At 51.5% G+C, this 25,162-nt stretch carries 23 protein-coding genes and 4 pseudogenes; 15 read left to right on the top strand and 12 right to left on the bottom strand.

Features of this window, described 5'->3' with window-relative positions; all coding sequences use genetic code 11:
• Window positions 1–15: 15 nt before the first annotated feature.
• Window positions 16–1,446, top strand: a complete 1,431-nt coding sequence (gene melB / locus J4614_RS09275; RefSeq protein ID WP_000028070.1) for a melibiose:sodium transporter MelB — start codon at window positions 16–18, stop codon at window positions 1,444–1,446.
• A gap of 88 nt (window positions 1,447–1,534) precedes the next feature.
• Here the strand turns inward: melB and fumA are convergent, their stop codons facing one another.
• The 5 genes from fumA to J4614_RS09250 all read right to left on the bottom strand — a co-directional run bounded on the left by fumA (window position 1,535) and on the right by J4614_RS09250 (window position 7,694).
• The gene (gene fumA, locus J4614_RS09270) at window positions 1,535–3,181 is read right to left on the bottom strand and encodes a class I fumarate hydratase FumA (protein WP_208293143.1); all 1,647 of its coding nucleotides are present in this window, start codon (window positions 3,179–3,181) and stop codon (window positions 1,535–1,537) included.
• 95 nt (window positions 3,182–3,276) lie between these two features.
• Window positions 3,277–4,617 (bottom strand): anaerobic C4-dicarboxylate transporter DcuB, encoded by a 1,341-nt coding sequence (gene dcuB / locus J4614_RS09265; RefSeq protein WP_000899149.1) that lies wholly within the window; start codon window positions 4,615–4,617, stop codon window positions 3,277–3,279.
• Window positions 4,618–4,763: 146 nt separating this feature from the next.
• Complete coding sequence (locus tag J4614_RS09260) at window positions 4,764–5,030, bottom strand: hypothetical protein (protein WP_001530565.1); 267 nt, start codon at window positions 5,028–5,030, stop codon at window positions 4,764–4,766.
• Between the two features lie 316 nt (window positions 5,031–5,346).
• On the bottom strand, window positions 5,347–6,066 hold the full coding sequence (dcuR, locus tag J4614_RS09255) for a two-component system response regulator DcuR (protein ID WP_000611307.1): 720 nt from the start codon (window positions 6,064–6,066) through the stop codon (window positions 5,347–5,349).
• A complete protein-coding gene (locus tag J4614_RS09250; protein WP_023232995.1) occupies window positions 6,063–7,694 on the bottom strand; it encodes a sensor histidine kinase in 1,632 nt (543 codons plus the stop codon). Before J4614_RS09250 ends, dcuR begins: the two co-directional genes overlap by 4 nt.
• Window positions 7,695–8,068: 374 nt before the next feature.
• Between J4614_RS09250 and J4614_RS09245 the strand changes: the two genes are divergently transcribed.
• The 4 genes from J4614_RS09245 to J4614_RS09230 all read left to right on the top strand — a co-directional run bounded on the left by J4614_RS09245 (window position 8,069) and on the right by J4614_RS09230 (window position 12,573).
• The gene (locus J4614_RS09245) at window positions 8,069–10,498 is read left to right on the top strand and encodes a DMSO/selenate family reductase complex A subunit (protein ID WP_023207450.1); all 2,430 of its coding nucleotides are present in this window, start codon (window positions 8,069–8,071) and stop codon (window positions 10,496–10,498) included.
• A 13-nt stretch (window positions 10,499–10,511) separates the two neighbouring features.
• Window positions 10,512–11,138, top strand: a complete 627-nt coding sequence (locus tag J4614_RS09240) for a DMSO/selenate family reductase complex B subunit (RefSeq protein ID WP_208293142.1) — start codon at window positions 10,512–10,514, stop codon at window positions 11,136–11,138.
• Window positions 11,131–11,904: a DmsC/YnfH family molybdoenzyme membrane anchor subunit gene (locus tag J4614_RS09235; RefSeq protein ID WP_000544921.1), complete on the top strand. Its 774-nt coding sequence runs from the start codon at window positions 11,131–11,133 to the stop codon at window positions 11,902–11,904. The genes J4614_RS09240 and J4614_RS09235 overlap by 8 nt, the downstream gene beginning before the upstream one ends.
• A 75-nt stretch (window positions 11,905–11,979) precedes the next feature.
• Window positions 11,980–12,573 (top strand): molecular chaperone, encoded by a 594-nt coding sequence (locus J4614_RS09230; protein ID WP_001542855.1) that lies wholly within the window; start codon window positions 11,980–11,982, stop codon window positions 12,571–12,573.
• An 83-nt stretch (window positions 12,574–12,656) separates the two neighbouring features.
• On the opposite strand, the gene J4614_RS09225 is transcribed toward J4614_RS09230, so the two are convergent.
• Window positions 12,657–14,057, bottom strand: coding sequence for a DUF1996 domain-containing protein (locus tag J4614_RS09225; protein WP_023215131.1), 1,401 nt, complete (start codon window positions 14,055–14,057; stop codon window positions 12,657–12,659).
• A 303-nt stretch (window positions 14,058–14,360) separates the two neighbouring features.
• On the opposite strand from J4614_RS09225, the gene J4614_RS09220 reads away from it, so the two are divergent.
• A complete protein-coding gene (locus J4614_RS09220) occupies window positions 14,361–15,266 on the top strand; it encodes a YjiK family protein (RefSeq protein ID WP_001268201.1) in 906 nt (301 codons plus the stop codon).
• A gap of 294 nt (window positions 15,267–15,560) precedes the next feature.
• Here the strand turns inward: J4614_RS09220 and J4614_RS22100 are convergent.
• Window positions 15,561–15,695: pseudogene (locus tag J4614_RS22100) on the bottom strand (hypothetical protein); the annotation flags it as partial.
• Window positions 15,696–15,804: 109 nt separating this feature from the next.
• Window positions 15,805–15,904 (bottom strand): annotated as a pseudogene (locus tag J4614_RS22095) (hypothetical protein); the annotation flags it as partial.
• A gap of 19 nt (window positions 15,905–15,923) precedes the next feature.
• Here J4614_RS22095 and J4614_RS22090 point away from each other — a divergent pair.
• On the top strand, window positions 15,924–16,106 hold the full coding sequence (locus J4614_RS22090; protein WP_001527266.1) for an ATP-binding cassette domain-containing protein: 183 nt from the start codon (window positions 15,924–15,926) through the stop codon (window positions 16,104–16,106).
• On the opposite strand, the gene rtsB is transcribed toward J4614_RS22090, so the two are convergent.
• The 3 genes and pseudogenes from rtsB to J4614_RS22085 form a co-directional block, all read right to left on the bottom strand.
• Complete coding sequence (gene rtsB / locus J4614_RS09210; protein WP_001269916.1) at window positions 16,099–16,386, bottom strand: transcriptional regulator RtsB; 288 nt, start codon at window positions 16,384–16,386, stop codon at window positions 16,099–16,101. The two genes, J4614_RS22090 and rtsB, sit on opposite strands and share 8 nt — an antisense overlap.
• Window positions 16,383–17,258 carry an AraC family transcriptional regulator gene (locus J4614_RS09205; protein ID WP_000921676.1) on the bottom strand — a complete coding sequence of 292 codons (876 nt, stop codon included), beginning with the start codon at window positions 17,256–17,258 and terminating at the stop codon, window positions 16,383–16,385. Before J4614_RS09205 ends, rtsB begins: the two co-directional genes overlap by 4 nt.
• A gap of 263 nt (window positions 17,259–17,521) precedes the next feature.
• A pseudogene (locus J4614_RS22085) lies at window positions 17,522–17,744 on the bottom strand (hypothetical protein).
• 317 nt (window positions 17,745–18,061) lie between these two features.
• Here J4614_RS22085 and J4614_RS09200 point away from each other — a divergent pair.
• The 3 genes and pseudogenes from J4614_RS09200 to J4614_RS09190 form a co-directional block, all read left to right on the top strand.
• Window positions 18,062–18,355 carry a DUF1778 domain-containing protein gene (locus J4614_RS09200; protein ID WP_001110450.1) on the top strand — a complete coding sequence of 98 codons (294 nt, stop codon included), beginning with the start codon at window positions 18,062–18,064 and terminating at the stop codon, window positions 18,353–18,355.
• A complete protein-coding gene (locus J4614_RS09195) occupies window positions 18,352–18,843 on the top strand; it encodes a GNAT family N-acetyltransferase (protein ID WP_000625912.1) in 492 nt (163 codons plus the stop codon). Before J4614_RS09200 ends, J4614_RS09195 begins: the two co-directional genes overlap by 4 nt.
• A 234-nt stretch (window positions 18,844–19,077) precedes the next feature.
• A pseudogene (locus J4614_RS09190) lies at window positions 19,078–19,311 on the top strand (IS481 family transposase); the annotation flags it as partial.
• Window positions 19,312–19,555: 244 nt separating this feature from the next.
• Here the strand turns inward: J4614_RS09190 and J4614_RS09185 are convergent.
• The gene (locus J4614_RS09185) at window positions 19,556–19,813 is read right to left on the bottom strand and encodes a hypothetical protein (protein ID WP_001112996.1); all 258 of its coding nucleotides are present in this window, start codon (window positions 19,811–19,813) and stop codon (window positions 19,556–19,558) included.
• A gap of 586 nt (window positions 19,814–20,399) precedes the next feature.
• Here J4614_RS09185 and J4614_RS09180 point away from each other — a divergent pair.
• The 5 genes from J4614_RS09180 to J4614_RS09160 are packed head-to-tail and all read left to right on the top strand — an operon-like array spanning window position 20,400 to window position 25,047.
• A complete protein-coding gene (locus tag J4614_RS09180; protein WP_000773469.1) occupies window positions 20,400–20,690 on the top strand; it encodes a PapB/FocB family fimbrial expression transcriptional regulator in 291 nt (96 codons plus the stop codon).
• A 34-nt stretch (window positions 20,691–20,724) separates the two neighbouring features.
• Window positions 20,725–21,264: a type 1 fimbrial protein gene (locus tag J4614_RS09175; protein ID WP_000721295.1), complete on the top strand. Its 540-nt coding sequence runs from the start codon at window positions 20,725–20,727 to the stop codon at window positions 21,262–21,264.
• A gap of 9 nt (window positions 21,265–21,273) precedes the next feature.
• Window positions 21,274–23,712: a F4 (K88) fimbrial usher FaeD gene (faeD, locus tag J4614_RS09170; RefSeq protein WP_023232993.1), complete on the top strand. Its 2,439-nt coding sequence runs from the start codon at window positions 21,274–21,276 to the stop codon at window positions 23,710–23,712.
• Window positions 23,713–23,734: 22 nt separating this feature from the next.
• Window positions 23,735–24,520, top strand: coding sequence for a fimbria/pilus periplasmic chaperone (locus tag J4614_RS09165; protein WP_024134449.1), 786 nt, complete (start codon window positions 23,735–23,737; stop codon window positions 24,518–24,520).
• A gap of 35 nt (window positions 24,521–24,555) precedes the next feature.
• The gene (locus J4614_RS09160) at window positions 24,556–25,047 is read left to right on the top strand and encodes a DUF5462 family protein (protein ID WP_000709796.1); all 492 of its coding nucleotides are present in this window, start codon (window positions 24,556–24,558) and stop codon (window positions 25,045–25,047) included.
• Window positions 25,048–25,162: the final 115 nt, after the last annotated feature.

The raw sequence follows: 25,162 nt of genomic DNA, 5'->3' as shown, positions 1-25,162 counted from the left end.
GCGACCCGGTACCCTATGAGCATCTCTCTGACAACAAAGCTGAGTTACGGGTTCGGTGCGTTTGGTAAGGATTTCGCCATCGGCATTGTGTATATGTACCTGATGTATTACTACACCGATGTGGTGGGACTCTCGGTCGGCCTCGTCGGCACCCTTTTTCTGGTCGCGCGAATCTGGGATGCGATAAACGATCCCATCATGGGATGGATTGTCAACGCCACGCGTTCGCGGTGGGGGAAATTTAAGCCGTGGATATTGATCGGCACCTTAACCAATTCGCTGGTGCTTTTCCTGCTGTTCAGCGCCCATCTTTTTGAGGGAACCGCGCAGGTTGTATTTGTCTGCGTAACCTACATCCTGTGGGGCATGACGTATACCATTATGGATATCCCATTTTGGTCGCTGGTGCCGACCATTACGCTTGATAAGCGAGAACGCGAACAACTGGTGCCGTTCCCGCGTTTCTTCGCCAGTCTGGCTGGCTTCGTCACTGCCGGTATAACGCTGCCGTTTGTGAACTACGTTGGCGGAGCGGATCGTGGGTTCGGCTTTCAGATGTTTACGCTGGTACTGATTGCGTTCTTTATCGCCTCGACTATCGTGACATTACGCAACGTACATGAGGTGTACTCCTCCGACAACGGTGTAACGGCGGGCCGCCCACATCTGACGTTAAAAACGATCGTTGGATTGATATACAAAAACGATCAGCTCTCTTGCCTGTTGGGAATGGCGCTGGCGTATAACATTGCCTCCAATATTATCAATGGCTTTGCGATCTACTACTTCACCTATGTGATTGGCGATGCCGATCTTTTTCCCTATTACCTTTCTTACGCCGGCGCGGCGAATCTGCTGACGCTGATTGTCTTCCCCCGGCTGGTGAAAATGTTATCGCGGCGGATATTGTGGGCGGGCGCCTCCGTGATGCCCGTTCTGAGTTGCGCAGGGCTCTTCGCGATGGCGTTGGCGGATGTCCATAATGCCGCTTTAATCGTGGCGGCGGGTATTTTCCTGAATATCGGGACCGCGCTCTTTTGGGTGCTTCAGGTGATCATGGTGGCGGATACGGTCGATTATGGGGAATTTAAGCTCAATATTCGCTGCGAGAGTATCGCTTATTCCGTACAGACGATGGTCGTGAAGGGCGGCTCGGCGTTTGCGGCGTTCTTTATCGCTCTGGTGCTGGGGCTGATTGGCTACACGCCGAACGTGGCGCAGTCTGCGCAAACCCTGCAGGGGATGCAGTTTATTATGATTGTCCTGCCGGTACTGTTTTTCATGATGACGTTGGTTCTCTACTTCCGCTACTACCGTTTGAACGGCGATATGCTGCGCAAGATTCAGATCCACCTGCTGGATAAATACCGGAAAACGCCGCCATTCGTCGAACAGCCGGATAGCCCGGCGATTTCTGTGGTAGCGACCAGCGATGTAAAAGCGTGAGCATGGTCTCTCGTGCAGGCCGGATAAGCGTAGCGCCATCCGGCAATTAACCGATAACGCGGCCCGGGTGAACGCCGGGCCTGCCAGGTTATTTCGCGCAGTTAGCGCACTGTTTGCTGACAATCTGCTGGAAGAAATCGTTGCCTTTGTCATCCACCAGGATAAAGGCCGGGAAATCTTCTACTTCAATTTTCCAGATAGCTTCCATGCCGAGTTCCAGATACTCGACGCACTCCAGATGCTTAATGCTCTGCTGTGCCAGAACCGCCGCCGGGCCGCCGATACTGCCCAAATAAAAGCCGCCGTGTTTTTTACAGGCATCCGTGACCTGCTGACTACGGTTGCCTTTCGCCAGCATGATCATACTGCCGCCGTGGGATTGCAGTAGATCGACATAAGAGTCCATTCGGCCTGCGGTGGTGGGGCCTAATGAGCCAGATGGATAACCTGCCGGGGTTTTTGCCGGACCTGCGTAATAGATGGGATGGTCTTTAATATACTGCGGCAGGTCTTCGCCGGATTCAATACGCTCTTTTAGCTTCGCGTGGGCGATATCGCGACCTACGATAATGGTGCCCGTCAGCGACAGGCGAGTCGAGACCGGGTACTGCGATAGCTGGGCGAGGATCTCTTTCATCGGACGGTTGAGATCGACTTTCACCGCGTCGCCTTCGCCCGCCTGACGCAGCGCTGGCGGAATATACTGGCCCGGATTGTGTTCCAGTTTTTCGATCCAGATGCCTTCGCGGTTGATTTTCGCTTTGATGTTACGGTCTGCCGAGCAGGAGACGCCCATCCCCACCGGACAGGAAGCGCCGTGACGAGGCAGGCGAATTACGCGAATATCGTGGGCGAAATATTTCCCGCCGAACTGGGCGCCGAGGCCAAGTTTTTGCGCTTCTTCCAGCAGTTCCTGTTCCAGGTGGAGATCGCGGAATGCCTGGCCGTGCTCGTTACCTTCCGTCGGCAGCGCGTCGTAATAGTGGGTGCTGGCGAGTTTAACGGTTTTCAGCGTGCTTTCCGCCGAGGTGCCGCCAATGACAAAGGCGATATGGTATGGCGGACAGGCTGCGGTGCCCAGCGTGCGCATTTTCTCAACGAGGAAGTTTTTCAGCTTGCCTGGGGTGAGCAGCGCTTTGGTCTCCTGATAGAGATACGTTTTGTTTGCTGAACCGCCGCCTTTCGCCACGCAAAGGAACTTGTACTCGTCGCCGTCGACGGCATAGAGATCGATTTGCGCTGGCAGGTTGCTGCCGGTATTGACCTCTTTGTACATATCCAGCGGCGCGTTCTGCGAGTAGCGCAGGTTATCTTCGATATAGGTATTAAACACGCCTTTGGAGAGCGCGGCTTCATCGCCGCCGCCCGTCCAGACGCGTTGGCCTTTTTTACCCACGATAATCGCCGTGCCGGTATCCTGGCAGGTCGGCAGAATGCCTTTGGCGGCGATTTCGGAGTTTCTCAGGAATTGCAACGCCACATATTTGTCGTTTTCGCTGGCTTCGGGGTCATGGAGAATGGCGGCGACTTGCTGCTGGTGTTCAGGACGGAGCATAAAAGACGCATCATGGAAGGCCTGCTGAGCCAGCAACGTTAACGCCTGCGGCTCAACGTTGAGGATAGATTCTCCATTGAATTCACTGACGCTGACATAATCGGAGGTGAGCAGATAATACTCTGTTTTGTCCTCTCCCATCGGGAAAGGCGCCTGATAGATAAACTCTTTTTTCGACATGTGCTTCCAGCCTAATAGTAAGAAAATGTATTAAGAGCCTCATGGGCCAGGCTCTAAGTCGCGCGCCGCGCATAGCCGGGCGGCGCGCGCGGCCATTACAGGAATCCGTACATTGCGGCAAAGATCCAGCCAAAGACGCAGGAGACGCTCACGCCAATCAAACCCGGCAGAATGAAGCTGTGGTTAATGACGAAGCGGCCAATACGTGTTGTGCCGGAACGGTCAAACTGAATCGCCGCCAGATCGCTTGGGTAGGTCGGCAGAATATAGTAGCCATAACATGCCGGCGCAGAGGCCACGATATACGCCGGATCGACACCGATAGCCAGCGCGACGGGAACAATCGCCGCAAGCGCCGCTGCCTGGGAGTTAACAAACTTGGAGACCAGCAGCAGAACGATGGCGTAGGCCCACGGATACTCTTTGACCATTTCGCCCAGCACGCCCTGAATTTCCGACATATGCGCGCCGAACATGGTTTCCGCCATCCAGGCGATCCCGTATACCGCGACAATCGCAATCATACCGGAACGAAAAACTTCGTTTTTTGAGATAGACGCAGGATTGGTTTTGGTCAGGATGATAATGAGCGCCCCGGTCAGCAGCATGAACATCTGAATGACCAGCACCATCGACAACGGTTTGCCGCCGAAGGTTGGGCGTAAGTCGGAGTCCGCGCCCAGGAGAGCGACCACGGCAATCGCCGCCAGGAAGATCCACATCGCCAGCCAGTTGCTTTTCGGCAGTTTTTTATCCAGCAGCGTCGCGGTATCGCCGTACACGTACTGACGGTTTTCCGGTACGGAGATAAATTTCTGAAACGCTTCGTCTTTATCCAAATCTTTACCGCGGAACCAACTAAAAATACCGATTGCCAGGATACCGAGCAGGGTAGACGGGATGGTGATCGACAGCAGATCGAGGAACTCCAGATGTTTTCCGTCAAATGTCACGTTGCCCAGCATCGCTACCAGAGAAACAACGGCGACGGAAACCGGACTGGCGATGATGCCCATTTGCGCGCCGATAGAACTGGCCGCCATTGGACGTTCCGGACGGATATTATTCTTGATCGCCACATCATAGATAATCGGCAAAATGGTGTAGACCACGTGGCCTGTCCCACACAGAATCGTCAGGGTACAGGTGACGAACGGCGCCACAATAGAGACGTATTTGGGGTTGCGACGCAGCAGCTTTTCGGCAATCTGCAGCATCACATCCAGCCCGCCTGACGCCTGCAACGTTGCCGACGCGGCGACTACCGCGATAATGACCAGCATTACGTCAACGGGCGGTTTACCTGGCTGGAGATGGAAAACAAACACCAGAATGACCAAACCGATACCGCCCAACAACCCGAGCGCGATGCCGCCCTTTCGGGCGCCATAAAACAGACATATTAATATTATGAGAAGCTGTATACTAAATAACATTTTTATTTATCCTCGCGATAAACCCAGTCAATTTTGATAAATGGATCACAGCCATCTTCTGATTTGTGTGAATGAGCATCAGGAAATGGCGAATATTCAATGCGCCAGTGGCGACGATTAACGATTAAGCTTTTTACAGAGTTGCTTTAAGTAATTATTTTCTTGCGATGGTGATGTTCAGAGGGGAGTACCCTCTGGCGATGGGCAGGTGGAGTCAGCGAGAGCAGTAAATTATGATTTGTCTGTTTTAAAAACAGGCGTTTATTCTTTAATTTTTGTGTCTCGCCATCAGGTAAATCACGAGATAAAGCGAACAGAATGTGACTTATGTGATCATTGTCACGCCATTTTTTTAAATTATTAGTATGGCGTGTGGAGACGCGTATCTGCTCACCAATATACGTATTGTCCATAAGCGTAGCACAAGCTCCATTGCTACAAACATAATTTTATTTAAGTGTCAGGAAAATTCCGGACAAATCCCTTTTTTAATAAAAATACACACTCTCGGCATGGGATAATACTTAATTAACTTTTGTTAGCGTTTTGAAATTAAAAACAGCGCATAGCGCTGTAATTATAGAAAATAACGTTAACAGGCCTGGGTTGAGTATATTTGATCTGACACAATTTCCCAGGTTTGTTATTAATGTGATAGCGTTTTTATTGGCATTGTTATAATAAATGTTATCAGGATATAACGCTTCGCGTCGGATTTATGCGGTATCCTTACTGACAATATTGTTTCAGTAAAGAGTAATGTTCCGGCTGAACGCGGTAGCGGTAAACCGGCCTGCCGGTCACGCCGTAATGAATACTGGTAAACAAGATATGGCAATTCACCAGCCAGATAAGATATTTACGGCAGGAGACGCGCGAGATATTCACTTCGTTGGCCAACTCGTCGGTAGAAAATTCCTGCTCCTGATGCGCATCAATCCACTGGCATAAGGTGCGTAGCGTTTGCTGCGTCAGCCCTTTTGGCAGCCGGCGAGGCTCCTGCTCGCTGGATGAATTACCGTGAATGAGCAGGTCAAGCTCAGACTGTTCGTAATACTGGCGTTTTTCCATCGCCGTTTTCTTACGTAGCCAGCCGGTCAGCGCTTCTTCAAAGCGCGTGGCCTGAAAAGGCTTGATCAGATAATCCACCACGCCGTAGTGAAGCGAATCTTTAATGGTGGCGGCGTCAGCGGCAGAAGAAATGACAATAACGTCGCTTTTGCAGCCTGCGCTGTGCAGGACAGGCAGCAGATCCAATCCGTTTTCCTGCTGCATGTAGATATCCAGCAGGATTAGGTCAATGTGATTTTCACTGTTGAAGATAAACTCTTTCGCTTTTTCCAGCGTCGAAGCGGTTCCACAACAATGAAAACCGGAGATTTGCGCGACATAGCGGCGATTTAACTCCGCGACCATCGCATCGTCATCGACAATTAATACATTGATCATAGGCTGGTCCTTTTTCCATCCCAGGGTAACTGTACAAAAAATTGTGTGAAGATCCCAGGCTCGGACTCCACGGAAATTACGCCGCCAAGCGCTTCAACCTGCTGTTTAACCAGCGCTAAACCGACGCCGCGTTCGGCGCCTTTCGACGAGACGCCTTTTTCAAAAATCGCCTCGATGCGCTCAGGTTCGATACCCGGACCGTCATCGCTCACTTCGCAATGCAGCCAGCCATGGCGGTAGTGTAACGAGACGCTGATTTCGCCGCCGGATTCCTGGCTCAATGCTTCCAGCGCGTTTTCAATCAAATTACCCAGCGCCGTAATCAGCACCGTAACCTGATCTTCATTGTTATTATCCGGTAACTGGCTGTCGCTGCTTATCACCAGGCTGTGCCCGAAATCAGAGGCGCGAGTAATTTTACTGAGCAAAAAGCCAGCGATAATCGGCGACTTTATTTTACCCAGCAGCAAACCGATCTCTTCCTGATAGTTATTGGCCGTCTTGATAATATACGCTTCAAGCTGCTTATAACTCTTCAGGTGCAATAATCCCAGAATCACATGTAATTTGTTCATGAATTCGTGGGATCGTTCACGGAGCGCATCCGCGTAGTTCACCATCCCGTCCAACCGCTGCATCAGTTGGCGAACTTCTGTTTTATCCCTGAAGGTGGATATCGCGCCGATAATTTCGTCGTTGCTGCGCACCGGAACGGTATTCACCAGCAGCAGGCGGCCTTTGACGATAATCTCTTCATCGCGGCGCGGCGTACCGTCACGCAACACTTCGCTAATGTCCACCACCTGCGACCAGGCATGACTCAGGGTGGATAATCTGGCGTCATCCTGCGTTTTTCGATAATCGAGCAGCGCCTGCGCCGCATGGTTAATCAACGTGACTTCGCCGCTATCATCCACGGCGATAACGCCCTCTTTGATTGACTGCAGCATCGCCTGGCGTTGTTCAAACAGGGTTGAGATCTCATAGGGTTCGAGGCCAAACAGGATACGTTTTAGCACCTTGACCAGCGCATACGTGCCTAATAACCCCACCAGAGCGCCGAACAGAATGGACCAGATAATACTGCCGCGGCTATTGTTGATCTGCTGCGTAACGTGACTGAGTTCCAGGCCGATCGCTACAACGCCGATCTGCCGGTGATGTTCATCATAAACCGGTGTGAAAACGCGCAGCGCTTTGGCAAGAAAGCCGCGATTAATGGCAACGTTTTCCTTTCCCTGCAGCGCGAGCAGAATATCATCGCCTTTGAACGGTTGGCCGATTCGCTGCGTTTCTGGGTGTGAATAACGGATGCCCTGCATGTTGGTCACCACAATAAACAAAAAGCCATTATGCTGGCTCACCGCTTCGGCGAGCGTCTGAATGCCGCTTTCCGCAGGCGGTTTTTTCAGCCCCTCGCGAATTGCCGGAGAGTCCGCCAGCGAGCGCGCCACCGCCAGCGCTTTATCTGCCAGCGCGTCGCGCGTCATGCTGCTGATTTGCGAAAAATAGATCAGATGGACCACAACGAGCACCGAAAACAAAACGGCGCTGACCATCAGAATGACGGTAGTGCCGAGTTTCATGGGGCGTTTGCGTAACGCCCGGCATGGCAGGGAGTGTTTCATAGTGGACCTGAGCGGACGAATCGTAAGGTTATTATCCCTGATGAGGCGTCTAATTCAAAGGCATAGGCGATGTTGCTCCAGTGTTGAAAAGCCCGTCTTACCTTGTAGGGGGCGCTACCTGCTCATGTCGACTGGCAAACGTCATGTCGTTAATTAATATCGCCGGATACCGTGATGGGTAATTTATTTTCATCACAATTGCATAAAATAATTTTTCATTAATTTTTATAATAACGTATGCGGTATCACATTTTATTTTTACTGACGTTCAGAATGCGTTTGATCACAATCAATCAGCGCTAATGTTTAATCTATTATGATTAGTTTTCATTACATATTATTAATAATTATGGAAGCAATGTGAGAAATAAAACATGGAAATAAAAAAATGGCTGAACACAACCATAACCCGACGTGATGCTATTGTCGCTACTGCAAAAGTAGGGGCGGCGGTGACGCTAAGCCAGGCGATTACGCTGCCTTTTGCTACCACTGCCCAGGCGCAGGATACCCCGATACCGAAGGATGCCAACGACGAAACCGTCAGGCACAGCGCCTGTCTGGTCAACTGTGGCAGCCGATGCCCGCTTAAGGTTATCGTGAAAAATGATCGCATCGTGCGCATTGAGCCGGAAGACGCGAAAGATGACGCGGTATTCGGCGAGCATCAGATTCGTCCCTGCCTGCGTGGGCGTTCCAGTCGCTGGCGCGTCTATAGCCCGGATCGCATTAAGTATCCGATGAAAAGAGTGGGAAAACGCGGTGAAGGAAAATTTAAACGTATTTCATGGGATGAGGCCACGGCCTTTATTGCAGCGGAATTAACGCGCGTTAGCGAACAATATGGCCGGGAAGCTATTTATTATAATTATCAATCCGGGGCATATTATCATACGCAGGGCAGGCCCGCCTGGATAAGATTATTAAATCTCACCGGCGGTTATTTAAATTATCACAACACCTATTCCACGGCGCAAATCGCCACCGCCACGCCCTATACCCACGGCGATTATGTCGGTAGCCATTTTACGCAGATCGCGCATTCCGATCTGGTGGTGCTATTTGGTCTGAATCTCTCAGAAACGCGGATGTCCGGCGGCGGTCAGGTTGAAGAGCTGCGCCGGGCGCTGGAGACCTCGAAAGCCCGAGTCATTATTATCGATCCACGCTATACCGATTCGGTGATTACCGAACACGCCGAATGGCTACCGATTCGCCCAACCACGGACGCTGCGTTAGTCGCCGGCATCGCGCATACGCTGATTACCGAACAGCTTCTCGACGAGGCGCTGGTAAACCGCTATTGCGTCGGCTATGACCGTAGCACTTTGCCGGACACGGCTGCGCCTAACGCCAGCTATAAAGATTATGTTCTTGGCACGGGCGATGACGGTATCGCGAAAACCCCGGAATGGGCGGCGGATATCACCGGTATTCCGGCAACGCGTATTCGCCAACTGGCGCGCGAAATCGCCTCGGCGCGCGCCTGCTATATTTGCCAGGGCTGGGGGCCGCAGCGTCATGCCAACGGCGAACAAACCGTGCGTGCTATTCAGACGCTGCCAGCGTTAACCGGCCACTTCGGGCGGCCCGGCACCAACAATGGCAACTGGCCTTACGGTACGCCGTATGGCGTGCCATTGTTGCCTGTCGGTAAGAATCCGATCAAAACCTCTATTCCTTGCTATTTATGGACGGACGCCATTCAGCATCCGGAGAAAATGACCGCGACGACAATGGGCGTGAAAGGCGCGGACAGGCTAAAAACCGGGATTAAGCTGTTTTTCAACCAGGCCGGTAATACCTTGCTGAATCAGCACGGCGAAACGAACCGCACCCGTCAAATTCTCGCGGATGAATCGCTGTGTGAAACCATTATCGTGATTGAAAACCATATGACGCCCAGCGCGATGTATGCGGATCTGCTGTTGCCGGAGACCAGCTATCTTGAGGCGGAAGACCTGGTGGACAGCTCCTATGCGGCGGGATCGCATAACTATATGATTGCGATTCAGAAAACCGTTAAACCGATGTGGGAAGTGCGCAGCACGTATGACATCTGCGCGGATATCGCCGGGCATCTTGGACTGCGCGAGCAATATACCGAGGGCCGAACTCAGGCGCAGTGGGCGGAGATGCACTATCAGCAGATCCGTGAGAAACGTCCATACCTGCCGGAGTGGAGCGTGGCGAAAGAGATGGGCGTGATTGACCAGCGTATCGCGACCGAGCAGCAGAGCCTTGCGTTTGCCGATTTCCGCGCCGACGCCGAGGCTAATCCACTCTCCACGCCGTCGGGCAAAATTGAAATTTACTCCCAGGCGCTGGCGGATCTGGCGCAAACGTGGACTTTGCCAGAAGGCGAGCGAATTCCCGCATTGCCGGAATTTTGTCCGGCGAAAGAGTCGCACCTTAACAAAGCGCTGACGGCGAAGTATCCGTTGCAGTTAAGCGGCTTCCATACCAAAGGGCATACCCACTCGACCTACAGCAATGTGCTGATGCTGCATGAGGCGGTGCCGGATGAAGTCTGGATTAACCCGATTGACGCCAGCGCCCGCCAATTGAAGTCCGGCGATCGGGTGCATGTATTCAATGACCGCGGCGTGGTGGAGCTTCCCTGTAAAGTGACCCAGCGCATTTTACCCGGCGTGGCGGCGATGCCGCAGGGCGCGTGGACGCGGCTTGACGGCAACGGCGTTGATGTCGGCGGCTGTATCAATACGCTGACCAGCCACCACCCTTCGCCGCTGGCGAAAGGCAATCCGCAGCATACCAATCTGGTTGAAATTAAACGCGCTTAAGGAGTGATGTACGATGAAACAGTATGGCTTTTATGTTGACTCCTCGCGCTGTTCAGGCTGTAAAACCTGCCAGGTAAGCTGCAAGGATAATAAAGATCTGGATGTCGGTCCGAAACTGCGCCGCATCTATGAATATGGCGGCGGAAGCTGGGTGAAAGAGGGGGAAAGCTGGCATCACGACACCTTTACCTACTACCTCTCTATTGCTTGTAACCATTGCGATGAGCCGGTATGTGTCTCCGGCTGTCCGACCGGGGCGATGCATAAACGCAAAGAGGATGGTCTGGTCGTGGTGGATGACAGCGTATGCGTCGGCTGCCGCTATTGTGAAATGCGCTGCCCCTACGGCGCGCCGCAGTTTGATACGCAGGCGAACGTGATGCGTAAATGCGACGGTTGTCTTGACCGACTGGAGAACAATCTGCGCCCTATTTGTGTGGATTCTTGCCCGCAGCGAGCGCTGGATTTTGGCCCTGTCGATGAATTACGGGCAAAATATGGCACGGAGAATCAAATTGCGCCGCTGCCTTCGGCGTCGTTCACCCATCCTAACCTCATTATTAAACCGCATCCGAAAGCGAGACCCACAGGCGATACGGAAGGCGCAATCATGAACATTCGGGAGGTGCGCCATGCATGAGTTACCGCTGGTCTTTTTTACGGTCTTTACCCAGAGCGCGGTCGGCGCGTTTATTCTGCTGCTGATTGGCGGCGCAATGGGGCTGGTCGCGCCGCGGCGTAAGGCTATCGGTCTGTTCTCGGTGATGTGCCTGTTTGGGCTTGGCGTCATTGTCGGCATCTTCCACGTCGGGCAACCGCTGCGCGCGCTGAATATGCTGCTGCGCGTCGGACATTCGCCGATGAGTAACGAGATTGTCTTGTCGGCGGCTTTTGCGGCGCTCGGCGGTCTGGGGGCGCTCGGTTTGTTGCTGAACCGGGCGACGCCGCTGTGTAACGCGTTGGTATGGTTGGCAGCGATAGTCGGGGTGGTCTTCTTATACGCCGTTCCGCAGATTTACCAACTGCCGACGGTGGCGACCTGGCGTTCATCTTACACCACGGCAATGATGATATTGACGCCGTTGATTGGCGGCGGCGCGTTGGCGGCATTGTTTGGCGTGCGCCGTCTGGGGCTACTGGTCAGCGTGTTGGCGATTTTGGTGAGCTTTTGTCTGCGCCCGGGCTATATGGCGACGCTGATGAGCGCCGATAGCGCTCTGACCGCCGCGCAGCATAGCTGGTTTACCGCCCAGGCGATATTGCTGGCGGCGGGTGTGGTCGGGGTGGTGGTCTGCGCGCGCCTGAAATCGAGCGCTGCGGTGCTGGCCATGACGGCAGTGGTGGTTATCGCGGCGGAGTTGGCGGGTAGGATTGCGTTTTACAATCTGTGGACGCTGCCAATGTAGTTTTTTGCCCGGTTTATGCCATGTAAGCCTGATAAGCGTAGCGTTATCAGGCGAAATATTTCAGGAGCTATTGCTATGCCTTCCCGTGCTGTTTTGCCGCGTATCCTCGGCGCACTGTTTTACTTCTCCCCTGAGAGGCCGGAGGTGAAAGCGTTGTTCGACTGTTTGCCAACGTTGCCTGAGCTTTACCCCTGGCGCGATCGCGGACATATTGAATCACTATGTGCGTCATGGTCGCTACCGGATGATGATGCGCTTACATGGCAATTTTCCGTGTTGTTTGAAGGCCAGGGAAAGATGCCCGTCCCGCCCTGGGGATCGGTCTATCTGGAAAAAGATAATTTGCTGATGGGGGAAACCACCGCCGATTATCGAGCTTTTTTACAGGCGCAGGGCATGGTATTCACTGACCGTGAACGCGAGCCGGAAGATCAGTTTGGCCTGATGCTATTAGCCTGTAGCGATCTGCTGGCTCGAGGCGACAACGTGGCGGCCAACCGGTTACTGGAGGCGCATCTGCTGCCCTGGGGATTCCGCTATCTGGAATTGCTGCAACGCAATACCGTTAGCGCCTTCTATGCCCGGCTTGCCATCGTAGCGACCTGTTATCTGCAGGATGTTCAGCAGCAACAGGGACTACAGCCTGAGAATAAACGGTTGTTTTTCTGAGGTATTGGTCAGGTTTTGATGGCGTGCCATAATGCTTGTGCCGCCATCGTGCCCGCTGTTGCGTCAGCGGGCACAGTTTACTATTACAGCTCCGGCGTCTTTTTGAAACCGGTCAGCATCAGCACCAGGCTCTGTTTTGAGTCCGCTGGCGTGAAATCGTAGTGATTTCCCTGACGGTCGCCGCCGATATACCAGGATATTTCCGTTTTCCCTTCCGCCAGCGCCTTGCGCACCGCTTTATCGACATCAACCATGCGATACTCATGTGAATGGTTTAGATATAACACGGCATCGGAACGGTAGTTGATCGCCGGTTTATTGTTCCAGGACACGGTACTGACGTGCCAGTCACTGCTGGTCGGGTAAAAGAAAATTTGATCGGCGCCGTTCGTTTCCGTTTTGCCGCCAAAAAGGCGAATACGGTATTTGAATAGCGAAGCGTCCATATTGGCAGGCAGGGGCGGGATCTTAAATTTCACCAGCGTGAGCGTTTCCGGGTGCTGCGTGCGTCCGCCATTTGTCCAGTCATCCTGTACGTACAAGGTATCGATGCTGGCATGAGGCTTGTCATCTTCGCTGCTTACCCAGGTATTTTCTTCCGCTTTACTGTAGGCGTAAGGAACCGTAGTGCCGCAATCCAGTCCCTGATTCATACACAGATCCGTCATAAACTGCGCGCCATCTTCCGTCCAGCCATTCATAAAATCGGCATGGGCGGTATAAAGACTTCCCCAGCGATCTGCCCGGGTTTCGCCATGCATTACCGGGTCCATCGACAATTCCACTTTGGACGTATCCAGCGAGGAGATCTGCGGGAGTACCCAGGCGATGTTCATATTAACCGTTGGGATTTTGACCGGATAGTCTGCGGAACATTTCCCGTGGTCGGCATAGATAGCGTTATTGTGGCTATGGGTTGGTTTCAGGTTGACGCCATCCCAACAGTTGGGGAAAGCGATCCCTATATTAAACTGGACGGCATCGTCCGCTTTACGCAGGCCGCATATTTCGCCTACCTTGTTGGTGTAACCTTTGCCGTTGGCACATAAAAAGGTGATTGCGGAACTGGGGCCAGTACCGTGATGATCGCCTGCCAGTAACTCCAGCCCGGCCGGGAATGGATGGAGCGGATATTGCGCTATATTTGTGGATTGATAATAGGTCTTTTGGTAGGCCGGATTTACGATTTCACCATCAGGTAATTTCATGGACGGCGCCCAGTAAGCGGAGCTGTCGGCTTTATTATCACAGGTGGTATCGGGTTGCGCGCGCAACGTCTGGTAGGTAGAGACCGCGTCGGTGTGGGTGTTGCCAAAAAAGTCATGCCACATCGCCTGATTCGCTTTACCAAACATCATAATCGCGTCATCGCCCAGCGTGTGGTGATAGCCGCACACGACATGTGCCTGAGGACCGGCATGGGCCGGGAATGCGCCAGCGGCAACGAGCGTAGCCAGGCTGACGGTAATAAGGTTGAGTTTCATTTTTTTGCTGCCCGGTTGAATAGAAGTGGAAGCAGCAATAGCAGATCAGATTGCGGTGTTACATCTCATTAATTATCACTTTTTGTCATTTGCCCTGCATACAGGGGCGAATTTGCAGACGTACTATTTAAATAATTAGCCGAAACTACCCTCCTCTTGATTATGTCAATTTACAAAAAGGGTACGTTAGTGATTAAAATCGGGCTTTTTGTGATAACCCTCACTATTTCATTTTGCCTATGCTAATGGCGCTCGCCATAACCGAATAACGATTCTATCGGACATCGGCTTTATTTTTAAGAAATGCGTTACGACATCAGTCGTGACGCGATCTGCTATGGATTTTTTATGAGATTACTAAAACGCGTTATTGTGGTTGTACTCTTGGGCGTGATTTTATTTATGGTCAGGGACGATATACGCTATGTTTATCAACTGATCCTCAAATATGGTGATAAACCCTCGGCGCTGGCACTGAGTAGCTATAAAGCGGTTATTCAGCAAAAACCAGTCGCAGGAGTTAAGAGTAACCTTTCAGGTTTGACCTACTCCGCCGAAGACAGGATGCTTTTCGCCGTTATTAATAATCCCCCTGAACTGGTCTGGTTAACGACAGAAGGGCAGTTGGTAGGGCGGATGCCGCTCCAGGGCATCCACGACCCGGAGTCTATTGCATGGAGTGGGGGCAACCAGTTCCAGATAGGCAGTGAGAAAGATGGCGCGGTCTATAAAACACAGGTGGATATTCAGCGCGGCACCATGCAGATAATCTCCATGGTGAAGCTTGAGGGCTATGACAAAGCAAAAAATAAAGGGCTGGAAGGTACGGCATGGGATGCGAAAAATGAGAGATTATATGCCGCAAAAGAAAGAAAACCCATAGTGATCAAAGAAGTAGAAATGAGCAAAAATGGTATTACCAGAGCGTTGCCTTCTGCCATCACTGCAAGTGTGAGCGATGTCTCCGGACTTGAATACCATGCCCCAACGGATTCGCTGCTGGTGTTGTCGGACGAGTCAAAAATGATTCTGGAGGTCAGTTCCGAGTGGCGGGTGCGCGATCGATTGTTCCTGACGGCGGAGTGGTCAGGGCTCAGAGATGATATCCCCCAACCAGAAGGGATTGCCATGGATAATGAAAATAATTTGTATATTGTGAGTGAACCAAATCTGTTTTATAAATTTTCGTGTGATATACAGAATGACTAAAATGTATTTTTACTGTCACAGTATGCTAAAACAGAACAAGGTTATTAATACCATGATTTGACGATTGCTTGATTCGTTGATTCATTGTTGGGGATATTTATGTTTTACTTACCTCAGTAACGGATTACTTTGTGGTGTAGCGTAACGGTAATTGTCCTCCTCATATTTGCGGCAGCGTAGTCTGCCGCTTTTTTTTATAAATTAACTCTCTCTGTAATAATTAACAGACAATAAATATTATTCTGTTTTTTTCAGGAGGCCTCCGAAGAGACCTCGCATGGTGATGTTTAGTTATCAGGCATAATATTCTTCATCAACACTTACCGAATGCCATGTCGCCTCGCTAAGCGAAATCATTTCATCTACGCCGGAACTCTTGTTAACCGGGTTTTACGTCGGCGATGTGCCTGTAAATGTTCCATTGGCGGTGGCGCTATTCCCGGCGGGATCGGTGGCCGTAATGATGTACTGATTCTCCCCCCCGACAGAATAGCGGATTGCGGAACAGAAACATACCAGTTACCGGTATCGTTATCAACACTGGCGGAGTAGAGTCGATCGTCAGCCAGCCGATAGACAGCGAAGAATTACCCCATAGCGTTTGCGGAACGAACACTGATTGAACAGCTTTCATTCACTGCTGTTCCCGGAGATTTTATGGGTATTATCGGTACATCAGGTTCAGGTAAATCTTCTTTAATCAAAGCACTATCAAATTCCAGTCATTGCTATACGGGAACAGTTAAATTAAACAACGTAGATATCACACCGATCTCTGAAGATGATATCCAGAATTGCCTTGCCTACCACTTTGGCAACATTTTAGAAAAAATTACGTAATATCGACTGATATGTAAAACTCATTCAGCATCAAATGGATTAATTCAACATCAGTAGTAATATCCATTTTTTTATAGGCTGATCTCTTTTGTGTTGAAATCGTTTTTATATTTCGATCTAATAAATTTGAGCAACTTTTAACAGATAATCCTGCTGCCACGTAATAAATGACTTTTTTCTCGCTCAATGTTAGGTCGAATTTTTTAGCGAGCAACAGAATTCCATCTCTTATATTAATATGTTTTGCTTTGTTCTTATACTGCATTGTCAGATATCTCAATTAACATATTGATGACGAGAGGAAGATAAAAACGCTAAAAATTCCGATGGTGTAGTTTTGAAGTGTTTTTTAAAAACGCATGTAAAATAAGAAGCACTATCATAACCACACATATAAGCCACTCGGGTAATATTATATTCACTATTGCGTAGAAGTTTTGTCGCTTTATTCATTCGCGCATTAAGGTAAACTTCGCTGAATGAGGTGTTCTCTTGTTTCAATTTCCTCTTTAATGTGGAACAACTCATATAGAGTGAGTCAGAAATATCCTTGAGCGCCCATTTTCGACTTATGTCGCTTATAATAATATTATAAATGTTTTCGGCTAATGTATTTTGCGATAGTTCTCTGAAGAGAGCAAATGCTTCGGGTTCATAGATGAACTCTGAAAGTAGAAATCTTATTAAATATTCCTTTTTATCTTGGGATAGTTTTTGGCTTTTATTTGAAGAGTGTAAGAGGTTGAATACTCTTGCTACGCCTGTTTCTATTGGCGCTAACAGATGTTTTGTCGTCGGTTTTGTTAATGGGGCCGAAAAGTCTGCATGTTCATACAGAAAAAAATTATAAGCATTTTTTATTGACGCTGAATCTAATTCAATTAAATTATAATTTAACTGTTCATGAGTCTCTTCCATTGTGATATGAATGGTTTGATCTTTAGCTAAAAATATTAACATTGGCCCTGATGCCGTAATATACTCCCCGGACGATGTCGTAATTGAAATTTTACCCGTGGTGAGCTTGATGAGCACGGACTGCAGTAAATTTAATCCCTGAAGTGATAAGGATTTCCTCTGCCAGTTTTGCGCTGATTGTAAACATTCAATGCTCCCCACCTGGACAGGTGAGGGATTAAATACTTTTAGCATGATAATTTCCTTTTATTAAATGTGCGTGTAAATCAAAAATTATTCTGAAAAATATTTCAAAAAAACTAATATATAGCTATATAATTATTTGCGAACTTAAGGTATCAGGTGGCGATCTTTTCATTTTCTATGGAAAATGCTATTTTATATTGCATTTCTACATATTATAGTATCGTTAAAAAACTATGTCGCGTATAAAAAAAAGATGGAAATTTACAAGAATTGGCTCATGTTATTATCAAATTATCTCTTTAAAATTTGAATTAAGTAATAATTTCCTTTAATCTTTTAGAGAATAGCTCTTTAATTTCATGGAGGTAGTTAGCATGAGGTATAAGATCTGATTTTAATTTGTGATAAGGTTTATCCTGGAGGTAAATATTAACGTTCTCGGTTAGGAAAGGCATACAACGCGGTAAATATATACTGCGGCGGGTAGATGGCGTAGCGATATCCGGAAGTTTGAGGGGGAGGGGACGCATTCAATCGTATGGTTGGCTTTATGAAAAACGGTGTAACACGTTATTGAGGTTCTTACTGTGCGTATCCGTTAGGTTTATGCTTTCTGGATTGTATAATGTTGCGTGTTTTGGCGCGGCAGTATTGAATCTTTTGCTGCGTCGGCCCCGAGGAGGAATCACTCACAGCGAATGCCAGCGCACAGCCTGGTACTGAATCTCTAAATGAGTAGAAAACCTTTCGGTTCGATACTCCGGTTCTATTCCTTCTAAATTTATCGTAATGACATCTGCGTTACGCGTGTTGTATACTTAATATCCACAGAAGTACAAGAGGACAACACTATGCCAGCCGCAAACAGTATGGCGATGAAACGCGAAACCCTGAACCTGCGTATCAAACCCGCCGAGCGCGATCTTATTGATAGAGCGGCGAAAGCCAGAGGGAAAAACCGCACTGACTTTGTGCTGGAAGCTGCCCGTGCTGCCGCCGAGGAAGCGCTGATCGAACAACGCATCATTATGGCCGATCCAGAGGCCTATCAGGAATTTCTGGCTCGTTTGGATCAAACACCTTCACCTAATGCCGCACTGCGTAAAACCATGCAGACCCCTGCGCCGTGGGAGCAGGAAAAATGATTTCCTCCCCTGAGCCGCTTCATGCCGGACATATTCTTACTCCGTTTTGCTGCGGTGTGGATTCTATGGATAACTGGCTGAAACAGCGGGCGATGAAAAATCAGACCACTGGTGCGTCCCGTACCTTTGTGTGTTGTGGCAGCGATTCGAGCGTACTGGCCTATTACTCGCTGGCGTCCAGCGCGGTCACGACGAATACCGCCCCCGGTCGCTTTCGTCGCAATATGCCTGACCCGATTCCGATTGTGGTATTGGGGCGTCTGGCGGTGGATAAATCGCTTCATGGGCAGGGCGTTGGTCGGGCGCTGGTACGCGACGCAGGGCTGCGGGTTATTCAAGTGGCGGAGACTATCGGCATTCGCGGGATGCTGGTTCACGCCCTGTCGGATGAAGCACGGGAATTTTACCAGCGGGTGGGGTTTGTACCGTCGCCGATGGATCCGATGATGTTGATGGTGACGTTGGGGGATTTGGTGGAGAGTGTTTAAACTCCAGAACGTATCCATTAACCTCACAGACACTTCAAGTTACGGATGAACATTGCCCCTGAAATAAAAAATGAATTCAGTTTTGAACATTTTCCATCAAATTAAGTGGGTTTTCGTCGATATGCAGCGTCAAGTTGTACAAAAAAATAGTTACGAAACACACCCTGGTCCTACGTTACTTATAAGAGTTATCGCTTGTTATTATGCAGCAGCGAGGTCAGCACAGAACCAATAAGTAATGAGTTACGTAAACAGAGAGTCTTTATCTCCGGAAGCGGTGTCCGTTCTGTTTGGTTTCGCCATAACCTTGAGAACTTCAAAAAGCGCCTGAAAGCGCTGGAACGTAGAGCCAGTGACGACGAGGCGTGTGGAGAAATCGAAACGGCGCATCCCGGTTATCTGGGGGCACAGGACATATTCTATGTTGGCAACCTGAAAGGCGTTGGGCGTATTTACCAGCAGACATTCTCGACCAGACTGTGTGTTCTGTTCTTTTTGACGATCGGATGTCAGAAGATGATGGCTGCCGCCAGACTGACGATGTCTGTCCTGCTGCTCAATGTCCCGTCCGGGGGCGTGATGATGCTGTCAGGTCTGCTGCCCGGTGGCCGCTGGTTTGCGCAACTTTGTGTCCTGCACCTGACCGTTATCGGAGCCGTGTTATATCTCCCCTGATCATTCCTTTCCTGTCGAAAATTACACTGTCTGTTGTTTAATTATGTATTAACCCGGAGAGACTCTTTAAGCTCCAGCAGTCAGGCATTGCGGGTTGTTTATCTGCTGACTGAACGTTTTCTCTGTGTGTAAACACCTTCCCTTCTTCCACCTGCTCCATGTTTAAGAATGGAACGGAGGTTATTTTATTACGGCAACCATGTCCGTTTTTTTTATTTATTTCCCTTTTTTTAATATCTGAACATAATTTAATACTCTCCCAGCCTGTTTTCTGAACGTTGTTTTTATCCGGCATTAATGGTTCTGTATTTTATATACCCTGTTCATCGGGCCCTTTAATTCTCGGTTACTGTTTTGCGTTTTGTTGAAAAACAGGAAGATACTTGCGTGGTGAATAATATCCTGCGGTACTTGTTCGGGGCTGGGAAACCTCTTTGTTTGCGGTCGATTCCGGCTTAACTATAAATCAACGTCTTTTTTAAGTGCTGCGAGGTTGCTGTGTATCCATTTGATTTAAATGTATTTTATATCGTGATATTCAGTTTTATTACATGAAGTTCTGTCTTTTTCGTTATTATTTTCTGTTTTTGATTTTGATTAATTTATCTTTTCTTTTTTTTGGGAGTGTAATGCATGGTTAATGGATGGTTTGGCGATCTTTTGTATTGATTTGATGTTATTTTTTAGAATCTAATTCTGTTTTCATTATATTTTCTAGTGTTATATTTTGGGTATGTGTTTTGTTATGGATGAAAAGATCGTTAAAGATATGCTTTTCAGAATTAACGTCTTAAATATAATAAGCGAAAAGATTAGTTATCTTCCCTTTACATGTTTTCCTTGCCGGGAAGGTTAAGGAAAAGTTAAGGAAGGAAGTTCCGTTGAAACTGAATAAAAAATCATTTTCCGGCGTCAGGATAGTGAGGGCCGGGGAACTCGAACCGGGGGCCGTGTCCGAAGAGCAGTTCTGGCTACTTGTTGATATATCCCCGATACACAGTGAAAAGATTATTCTGGCCCTGAAAGATTATTTCGTTTCCGGGTATTCCAGAAAGGTTGTGTGCGAACGCCACGGTATGAGTGGCGGATATCTCAGCACCAGTGTTAACCGGCTGAATTTTATCAGCAGGAATGTGCATAAACTGGCGGGTTATTACAGCCATCATGAATGATAAAGCAGACTGAACCGTCTGCTCCGGATTTGCGATGAAAAAAATAAAGATACTTTTCCTTCTGCTGCTGGCAGGGGGCGGGCTTTCTCACGCTTCCGTTCAGAAAACCCTGTTCAGTGCTGATGTGGTGGCCTCTGCCTGTCATGTGGTGGTGGATGCTGACGGTACCGGCAGCAGCCGTTTGACCTTCGGGACATACCGTAAGTCGTCCGCTGCACCCGTGCCGCCGCGTGATTTCACCGTGCGTCTGTATGAGACCGGCGCCACCGTTCAGGGCTGTTCGGCCTTTCTGGCCGGGCAGATCGCCACCCTGAATTTCGGCAACCCGGGCCAGCTGGACGGACAGGGTGTGGTCACCCGTGGCGCTGGCGACGGTATCCGTATCGATGTGCGGGCCGCGGATACGCAGGCGGACTTCCGGGGGCGCATCACGCAGGCAAATCATGAGGTGAAGTACCCGGTGGATTTTGCCGCGAAGGGGCAGTTCCGGTTTCGTGCGCAGCCGGTGTTTCCGGCGGACGTGAAGGCGGGTGAGTACAACGGCGCCCTGACCTTTGTGGTCACCTACCAGTAAGGAATGCTGATGAACGGGAATAACGTAAGACAGCCAGCCTGCCAGATGTCTTTTTGCCATGCCGTGCTGGCACTTGCGATAGCGGTTGCCCTGGGCAGCGGTACCGCAAGTGCCGGAGAAAAACTGGACATGTCCTTTATTCAGGGTGGGGCGGGGATTAACCCTGAGGTCTGGGCGGCGCTGAACGGAGATTATGCGCCGGGGCGTTACCTGGTGGATCTGTCCCTGAACGGGAAGGATATCGGGAAGCGGATCCTGGACGTAACACCACAGGACAGCGAAGCGCTGTGTCTGTCAGAAGCGTGGCTGGCAAAGGCCGGGATTTATGTCAGCGCGGAGTACTTCCGTAAGGGATATGACGCCATGCGGCAGTGCTGGGTGCTGGCGAAAGCGCCGGCGGTGAAGGTGGACTTTGATGTCGCCACCCAGAGCCTGTCGCTGGCCATTCCGCAGAAAGGACTGGTGAAAATGCCGGAGAACGTGGAGTGGGACTACGGCACGGAGGCGTTCCGGATGAACTACAACGCGAACGCCAACAGCGGGCGGTACAACACGTCGGCGTTCGGCTCAGCAGACCTGAAGGCCAACATCGGTCGCTGGGTGGTGAGCTCGTCAGCCACGGCCAGTACCGGGGATGGCGGGAGCAACGAGGCCACGATAAACATGTTCACGGCCACCCGGGCCATCCGCTCCCTGAGTGCGGACCTGGCGGTCGGGAAGACCTCGACCGGTGACAGTCTGCTGGGCAGTACCGGCACGTACGGTGTGTCCCTGTCGCGGAACAACAGCATGAAGCCGGGCAGCCTGGGGTATACCCCGGTGTTCAGCGGCATTGCGAACGGTCCCTCAAGGGTGACCCTGACCCAGAACGGCAGGATGCTGTACTCGGGGATGATGCCGTCCGGGCCGTTCTCCGTCACGGATGTGCCGCTGTACAGCAGCGGGGACGTGACGATGACGGTCACCGGGGATGACGGGCGGGAGCAGACGCAGGTCTTTCCGCTGTCGGTAATGGCCGGGCAGCTGAGTCCGGGACAGCACGAGTTCAGCGTGGCGGCCGGGATACCGGACGATGACAGCGACCTGGAGGGCGGGGTGTTTGCCGCGTCATACGGGTATGGTCTGGACGGGCTGACGCTGCGCACGGGGGGCGTGTTCAACCAGGACTGGCAGGGTGCCAGTGCCGGTGCGGTTCTGGGGCTGGGGTATCTGGGGGCGCTCTCCGCTGACGGCGCTTATGCCACGGCGAAGTACCGGGACGGCAGCCGCAGCGGGAATAAGGTGAAACTGGCCTGGAGCAAACAGCTGGCGCTGACGAACACCGGACTGCGGGTGAGCTGGTCACATCAGAGTGAGGAATATGAGGACATGTCCTCCTTTAACCCGGCTGAAACATGGCTGCAGCAGAACCAGGGGCGCCGGACCCGGGATGAGTGGAATGCGGGCATCAGCCAGCCGGTGGGAGGGCTGTTCAGCCTGTCGGCGTCGGGATGGCAGCGGAGCTATTACCCGGCCTCCACGACCGGCAGTTACCGGTACGCTGATGACAACGGTAAGGAGACAGGAATTACCGGTACCCTGAGCACACAGATAAAAAGCGTCAGCCTGAATCTGGGCTGGTCCGGGTCCCGGAACATGAACGGGGAGAACACCTGGTCGGCCTCCGCGTCGGTGTCGGTGCCGTTCACCCTGTTTGAGCGGAAGTACAGCAGCAGCACCACGGTGAGCACCGGTAAAGATGGCGGCACCGGCGTCAGTACCGGTATCTCCGGGGCCCTGAACGACCGGTTCAGCTACGGTCTGGGCGGCGGCCGTGACAGTGACGGCGGTATCAGCAGTTACCTGAACGCCGCCTACAGCGGCGACCGGGCGAACCTGAACGGCACGGTGAACCACTCGTCCGGTTCGGGCACCAGTGGTTCGGTGTCAGCCAGCGGTTCGGTACTGGCGGTGCCGGCGGCGCGGGACATCATGTTCAGCCGGACCACCGGGGACACGGTGGCGGTGGTGAGCGTGAAGGACACGCCGGGGGTGAAGGTGATGTCCGGCAATGAAACGTCGGACAGTGACGGGAACCTGGTGGTGCCGCTGAACAGCTATGACTGGAATACGGTGACCATAGATGCGGGCACGCTGCCGCTGGACACGGAGCTGTCCACGACCAGCCGGAAGGTGGTGCCGACGGACAGGGCGGTGGTGTGGATGCCGTTTGATGCTCTGAAGGTGCACCGTTACCTGCTGCAGGTGAGGATGCCGGACGGGGCCTTTGTGCCGGGCGGCACATGGGCACGGGACAGCAATAACACGCCGCTGGGCTTTGTGGCGAACAACGGCGTGCTGATGATTAACGCGGTGGACCGCCCCGGCGATATCACGCTGGGACAGTGCCGGATACCTGCGGCGAAACTGCAGGAGACGGCGAAACTACAGGAAATTACGTGCGAATAAGCATAACCGGACAATGATGACGATGAAACAGACCCAGAAAATGCGTTCTTTTTTCCGTAACAGAGTGACGAAGGCGCTGGGAATGACCCTGGCCCTGATGATGGCGAGCCAGAGTGCGCTGGCTTCCCTGGCGGCGGACCAGACCCGCTATATTTTTCGCGGCGACAAGGACGCGCTGACCATCACGGTGACCAACAATGACAAGGAGCGTACTTTCGGCGGCCAGGCGTGGGTGGACAATATTGTGGAGAAAGACACCCGCCCGACGTTTGTGGTGACACCGTCCTTTTTTAAGGTGAAACCGCAGGGGCAGCAGACGCTGCGTATCATCATGGCCTCTGACCACCTGCCGAAGGATAAAGAGTCAGTGTACTGGCTGAACCTGCAGGATATTCCGCCGGCGCTGAAGGGAAGCGGGATTGCCATTGCCCTGCGCACGAAGCTGAAGCTGTTCTACCGCCCGGAGGCGCTGCTGAAGGACCGTAAAGGCGCCGAGGAAGGCATCAGCCTGCAGGTCCGTCCGGACGGGCGGACGATGCTGGTCAACACCACGCCGTATATCTACGCCATCGGCAGCCTGCTGGATGCGAACGGTAAAAAGGTTGCGGTAGACAACGACACGGCTCAGAAACTGCTGATGTTTATGCCGGGGGATGAGGTGCAGGTGAAGGGGAATGTGGTGAAGGTGGATTCCCTGAACGATTACGGCGAGCTGCAGACCTGGACCATCAACCAGAAAAAAGCGGCGGCACCGGAGGCAAAGACGGTCCCGGAGACGAAAACAGCGGCCGGGGCAGGTAAAAAATAATCCTTTCCGGTCCTGCGGAGTAAAGAGAAACCATGATGAAAAAAGCACTGATGGCGGTGGCCCTCTTCAGCGCCCTGCCGGTCCTGGCGGCGGATTACAGCGAGAAGACGCAGTACCTGGGCGTGGTGAACGGTCAGGTGGTGGGCAACAGCGTGGTGAAGGTGACGCGCACCCCGGCGGACCCGGTGCTGTACCGGACGGAGAGCAACGGTCCGCTTCCGGAGACGCTGGTCATCCGCAATGCCGAAAGTCGTCCGGCATCCGGAAACATGGCGTATATCACGGTGAAACGGACCCTGGGAGACGGCCGGGACGCACGGCTCACGCTGAAGACCACCCTGATGGTGGACGGGCAGCGGGCGGCCATTACGGCCGGCCAGCGGGGAGAGGATGTGGTTATCACGGTGCCGGCGGCAATCCGGCAGGTGGAGCTGAGAAGTGACGCGCCGGCGGAGCTGGAGGTGCCGGCGAACTACCGGGGGAATGTGCAGGTGCCGGTGGAAGTGGAAGGAGTAAGCGTCAGTTAAAAAGAACGGCAGGACACCACGAATTACCTGAGTGAATGACGCCCAGTTATTTACAGCAATAACGTAAAGCCATTCTGTATTACAGGGATAAATATCTCAGTGATGCCATCTGAAT

It is taken from the genome of Salmonella sp. 32031103-2018-00083-FB-01-SM-01, assembly GCF_017571995.1.
GTDB classification, from domain to species: domain Bacteria; phylum Pseudomonadota; class Gammaproteobacteria; order Enterobacterales; family Enterobacteriaceae; genus Salmonella; species Salmonella enterica.
This window is presented reverse-complemented; position numbering and strand designations above follow the sequence as displayed.

Excerpts from the sequence above, each read along its gene's own strand:
- melB (WP_000028070.1), top strand. The coding sequence starts at position 16 with ATGAGCATCTCTCTGACAACAAAGCTGAGTTACGGGTTCGGTGCGTTT.
- fumA (WP_208293143.1), bottom strand. The coding sequence starts at position 3,181 with ATGTCGAAAAAAGAGTTTATCTATCAGGCGCCTTTCCCGATGGGAGAG.
- dcuB (WP_000899149.1), bottom strand. The coding sequence starts at position 4,617 with ATGTTATTTAGTATACAGCTTCTCATAATATTAATATGTCTGTTTTAT.
- J4614_RS09260 (WP_001530565.1), bottom strand. The coding sequence starts at position 5,030 with ATGGACAATACGTATATTGGTGAGCAGATACGCGTCTCCACACGCCAT.
- dcuR (WP_000611307.1), bottom strand. The coding sequence starts at position 6,066 with ATGATCAATGTATTAATTGTCGATGACGATGCGATGGTCGCGGAGTTA.
- J4614_RS09250 (WP_023232995.1), bottom strand. The coding sequence starts at position 7,694 with ATGAAACACTCCCTGCCATGCCGGGCGTTACGCAAACGCCCCATGAAA.
- J4614_RS09245 (WP_023207450.1), top strand. The coding sequence starts at position 8,069 with ATGGAAATAAAAAAATGGCTGAACACAACCATAACCCGACGTGATGCT.
- J4614_RS09240 (WP_208293142.1), top strand. The coding sequence starts at position 10,512 with ATGAAACAGTATGGCTTTTATGTTGACTCCTCGCGCTGTTCAGGCTGT.
- J4614_RS09235 (WP_000544921.1), top strand. The coding sequence starts at position 11,131 with ATGCATGAGTTACCGCTGGTCTTTTTTACGGTCTTTACCCAGAGCGCG.
- J4614_RS09230 (WP_001542855.1), top strand. The coding sequence starts at position 11,980 with ATGCCTTCCCGTGCTGTTTTGCCGCGTATCCTCGGCGCACTGTTTTAC.
- J4614_RS09225 (WP_023215131.1), bottom strand. The coding sequence starts at position 14,057 with ATGAAACTCAACCTTATTACCGTCAGCCTGGCTACGCTCGTTGCCGCT.
- J4614_RS09220 (WP_001268201.1), top strand. The coding sequence starts at position 14,361 with ATGCGTTACGACATCAGTCGTGACGCGATCTGCTATGGATTTTTTATG.
- J4614_RS22090 (WP_001527266.1), top strand. The coding sequence starts at position 15,924 with ATGGGTATTATCGGTACATCAGGTTCAGGTAAATCTTCTTTAATCAAA.
- J4614_RS09205 (WP_000921676.1), bottom strand. The coding sequence starts at position 17,258 with ATGCTAAAAGTATTTAATCCCTCACCTGTCCAGGTGGGGAGCATTGAA.
- J4614_RS09200 (WP_001110450.1), top strand. The coding sequence starts at position 18,062 with ATGCCAGCCGCAAACAGTATGGCGATGAAACGCGAAACCCTGAACCTG.
- J4614_RS09195 (WP_000625912.1), top strand. The coding sequence starts at position 18,352 with ATGATTTCCTCCCCTGAGCCGCTTCATGCCGGACATATTCTTACTCCG.
- J4614_RS09185 (WP_001112996.1), bottom strand. The coding sequence starts at position 19,813 with ATGCCGGATAAAAACAACGTTCAGAAAACAGGCTGGGAGAGTATTAAA.
- J4614_RS09175 (WP_000721295.1), top strand. The coding sequence starts at position 20,725 with ATGAAAAAAATAAAGATACTTTTCCTTCTGCTGCTGGCAGGGGGCGGG.
- faeD (WP_023232993.1), top strand. The coding sequence starts at position 21,274 with ATGAACGGGAATAACGTAAGACAGCCAGCCTGCCAGATGTCTTTTTGC.
- J4614_RS09165 (WP_024134449.1), top strand. The coding sequence starts at position 23,735 with ATGAAACAGACCCAGAAAATGCGTTCTTTTTTCCGTAACAGAGTGACG.
- J4614_RS09160 (WP_000709796.1), top strand. The coding sequence starts at position 24,556 with ATGAAAAAAGCACTGATGGCGGTGGCCCTCTTCAGCGCCCTGCCGGTC.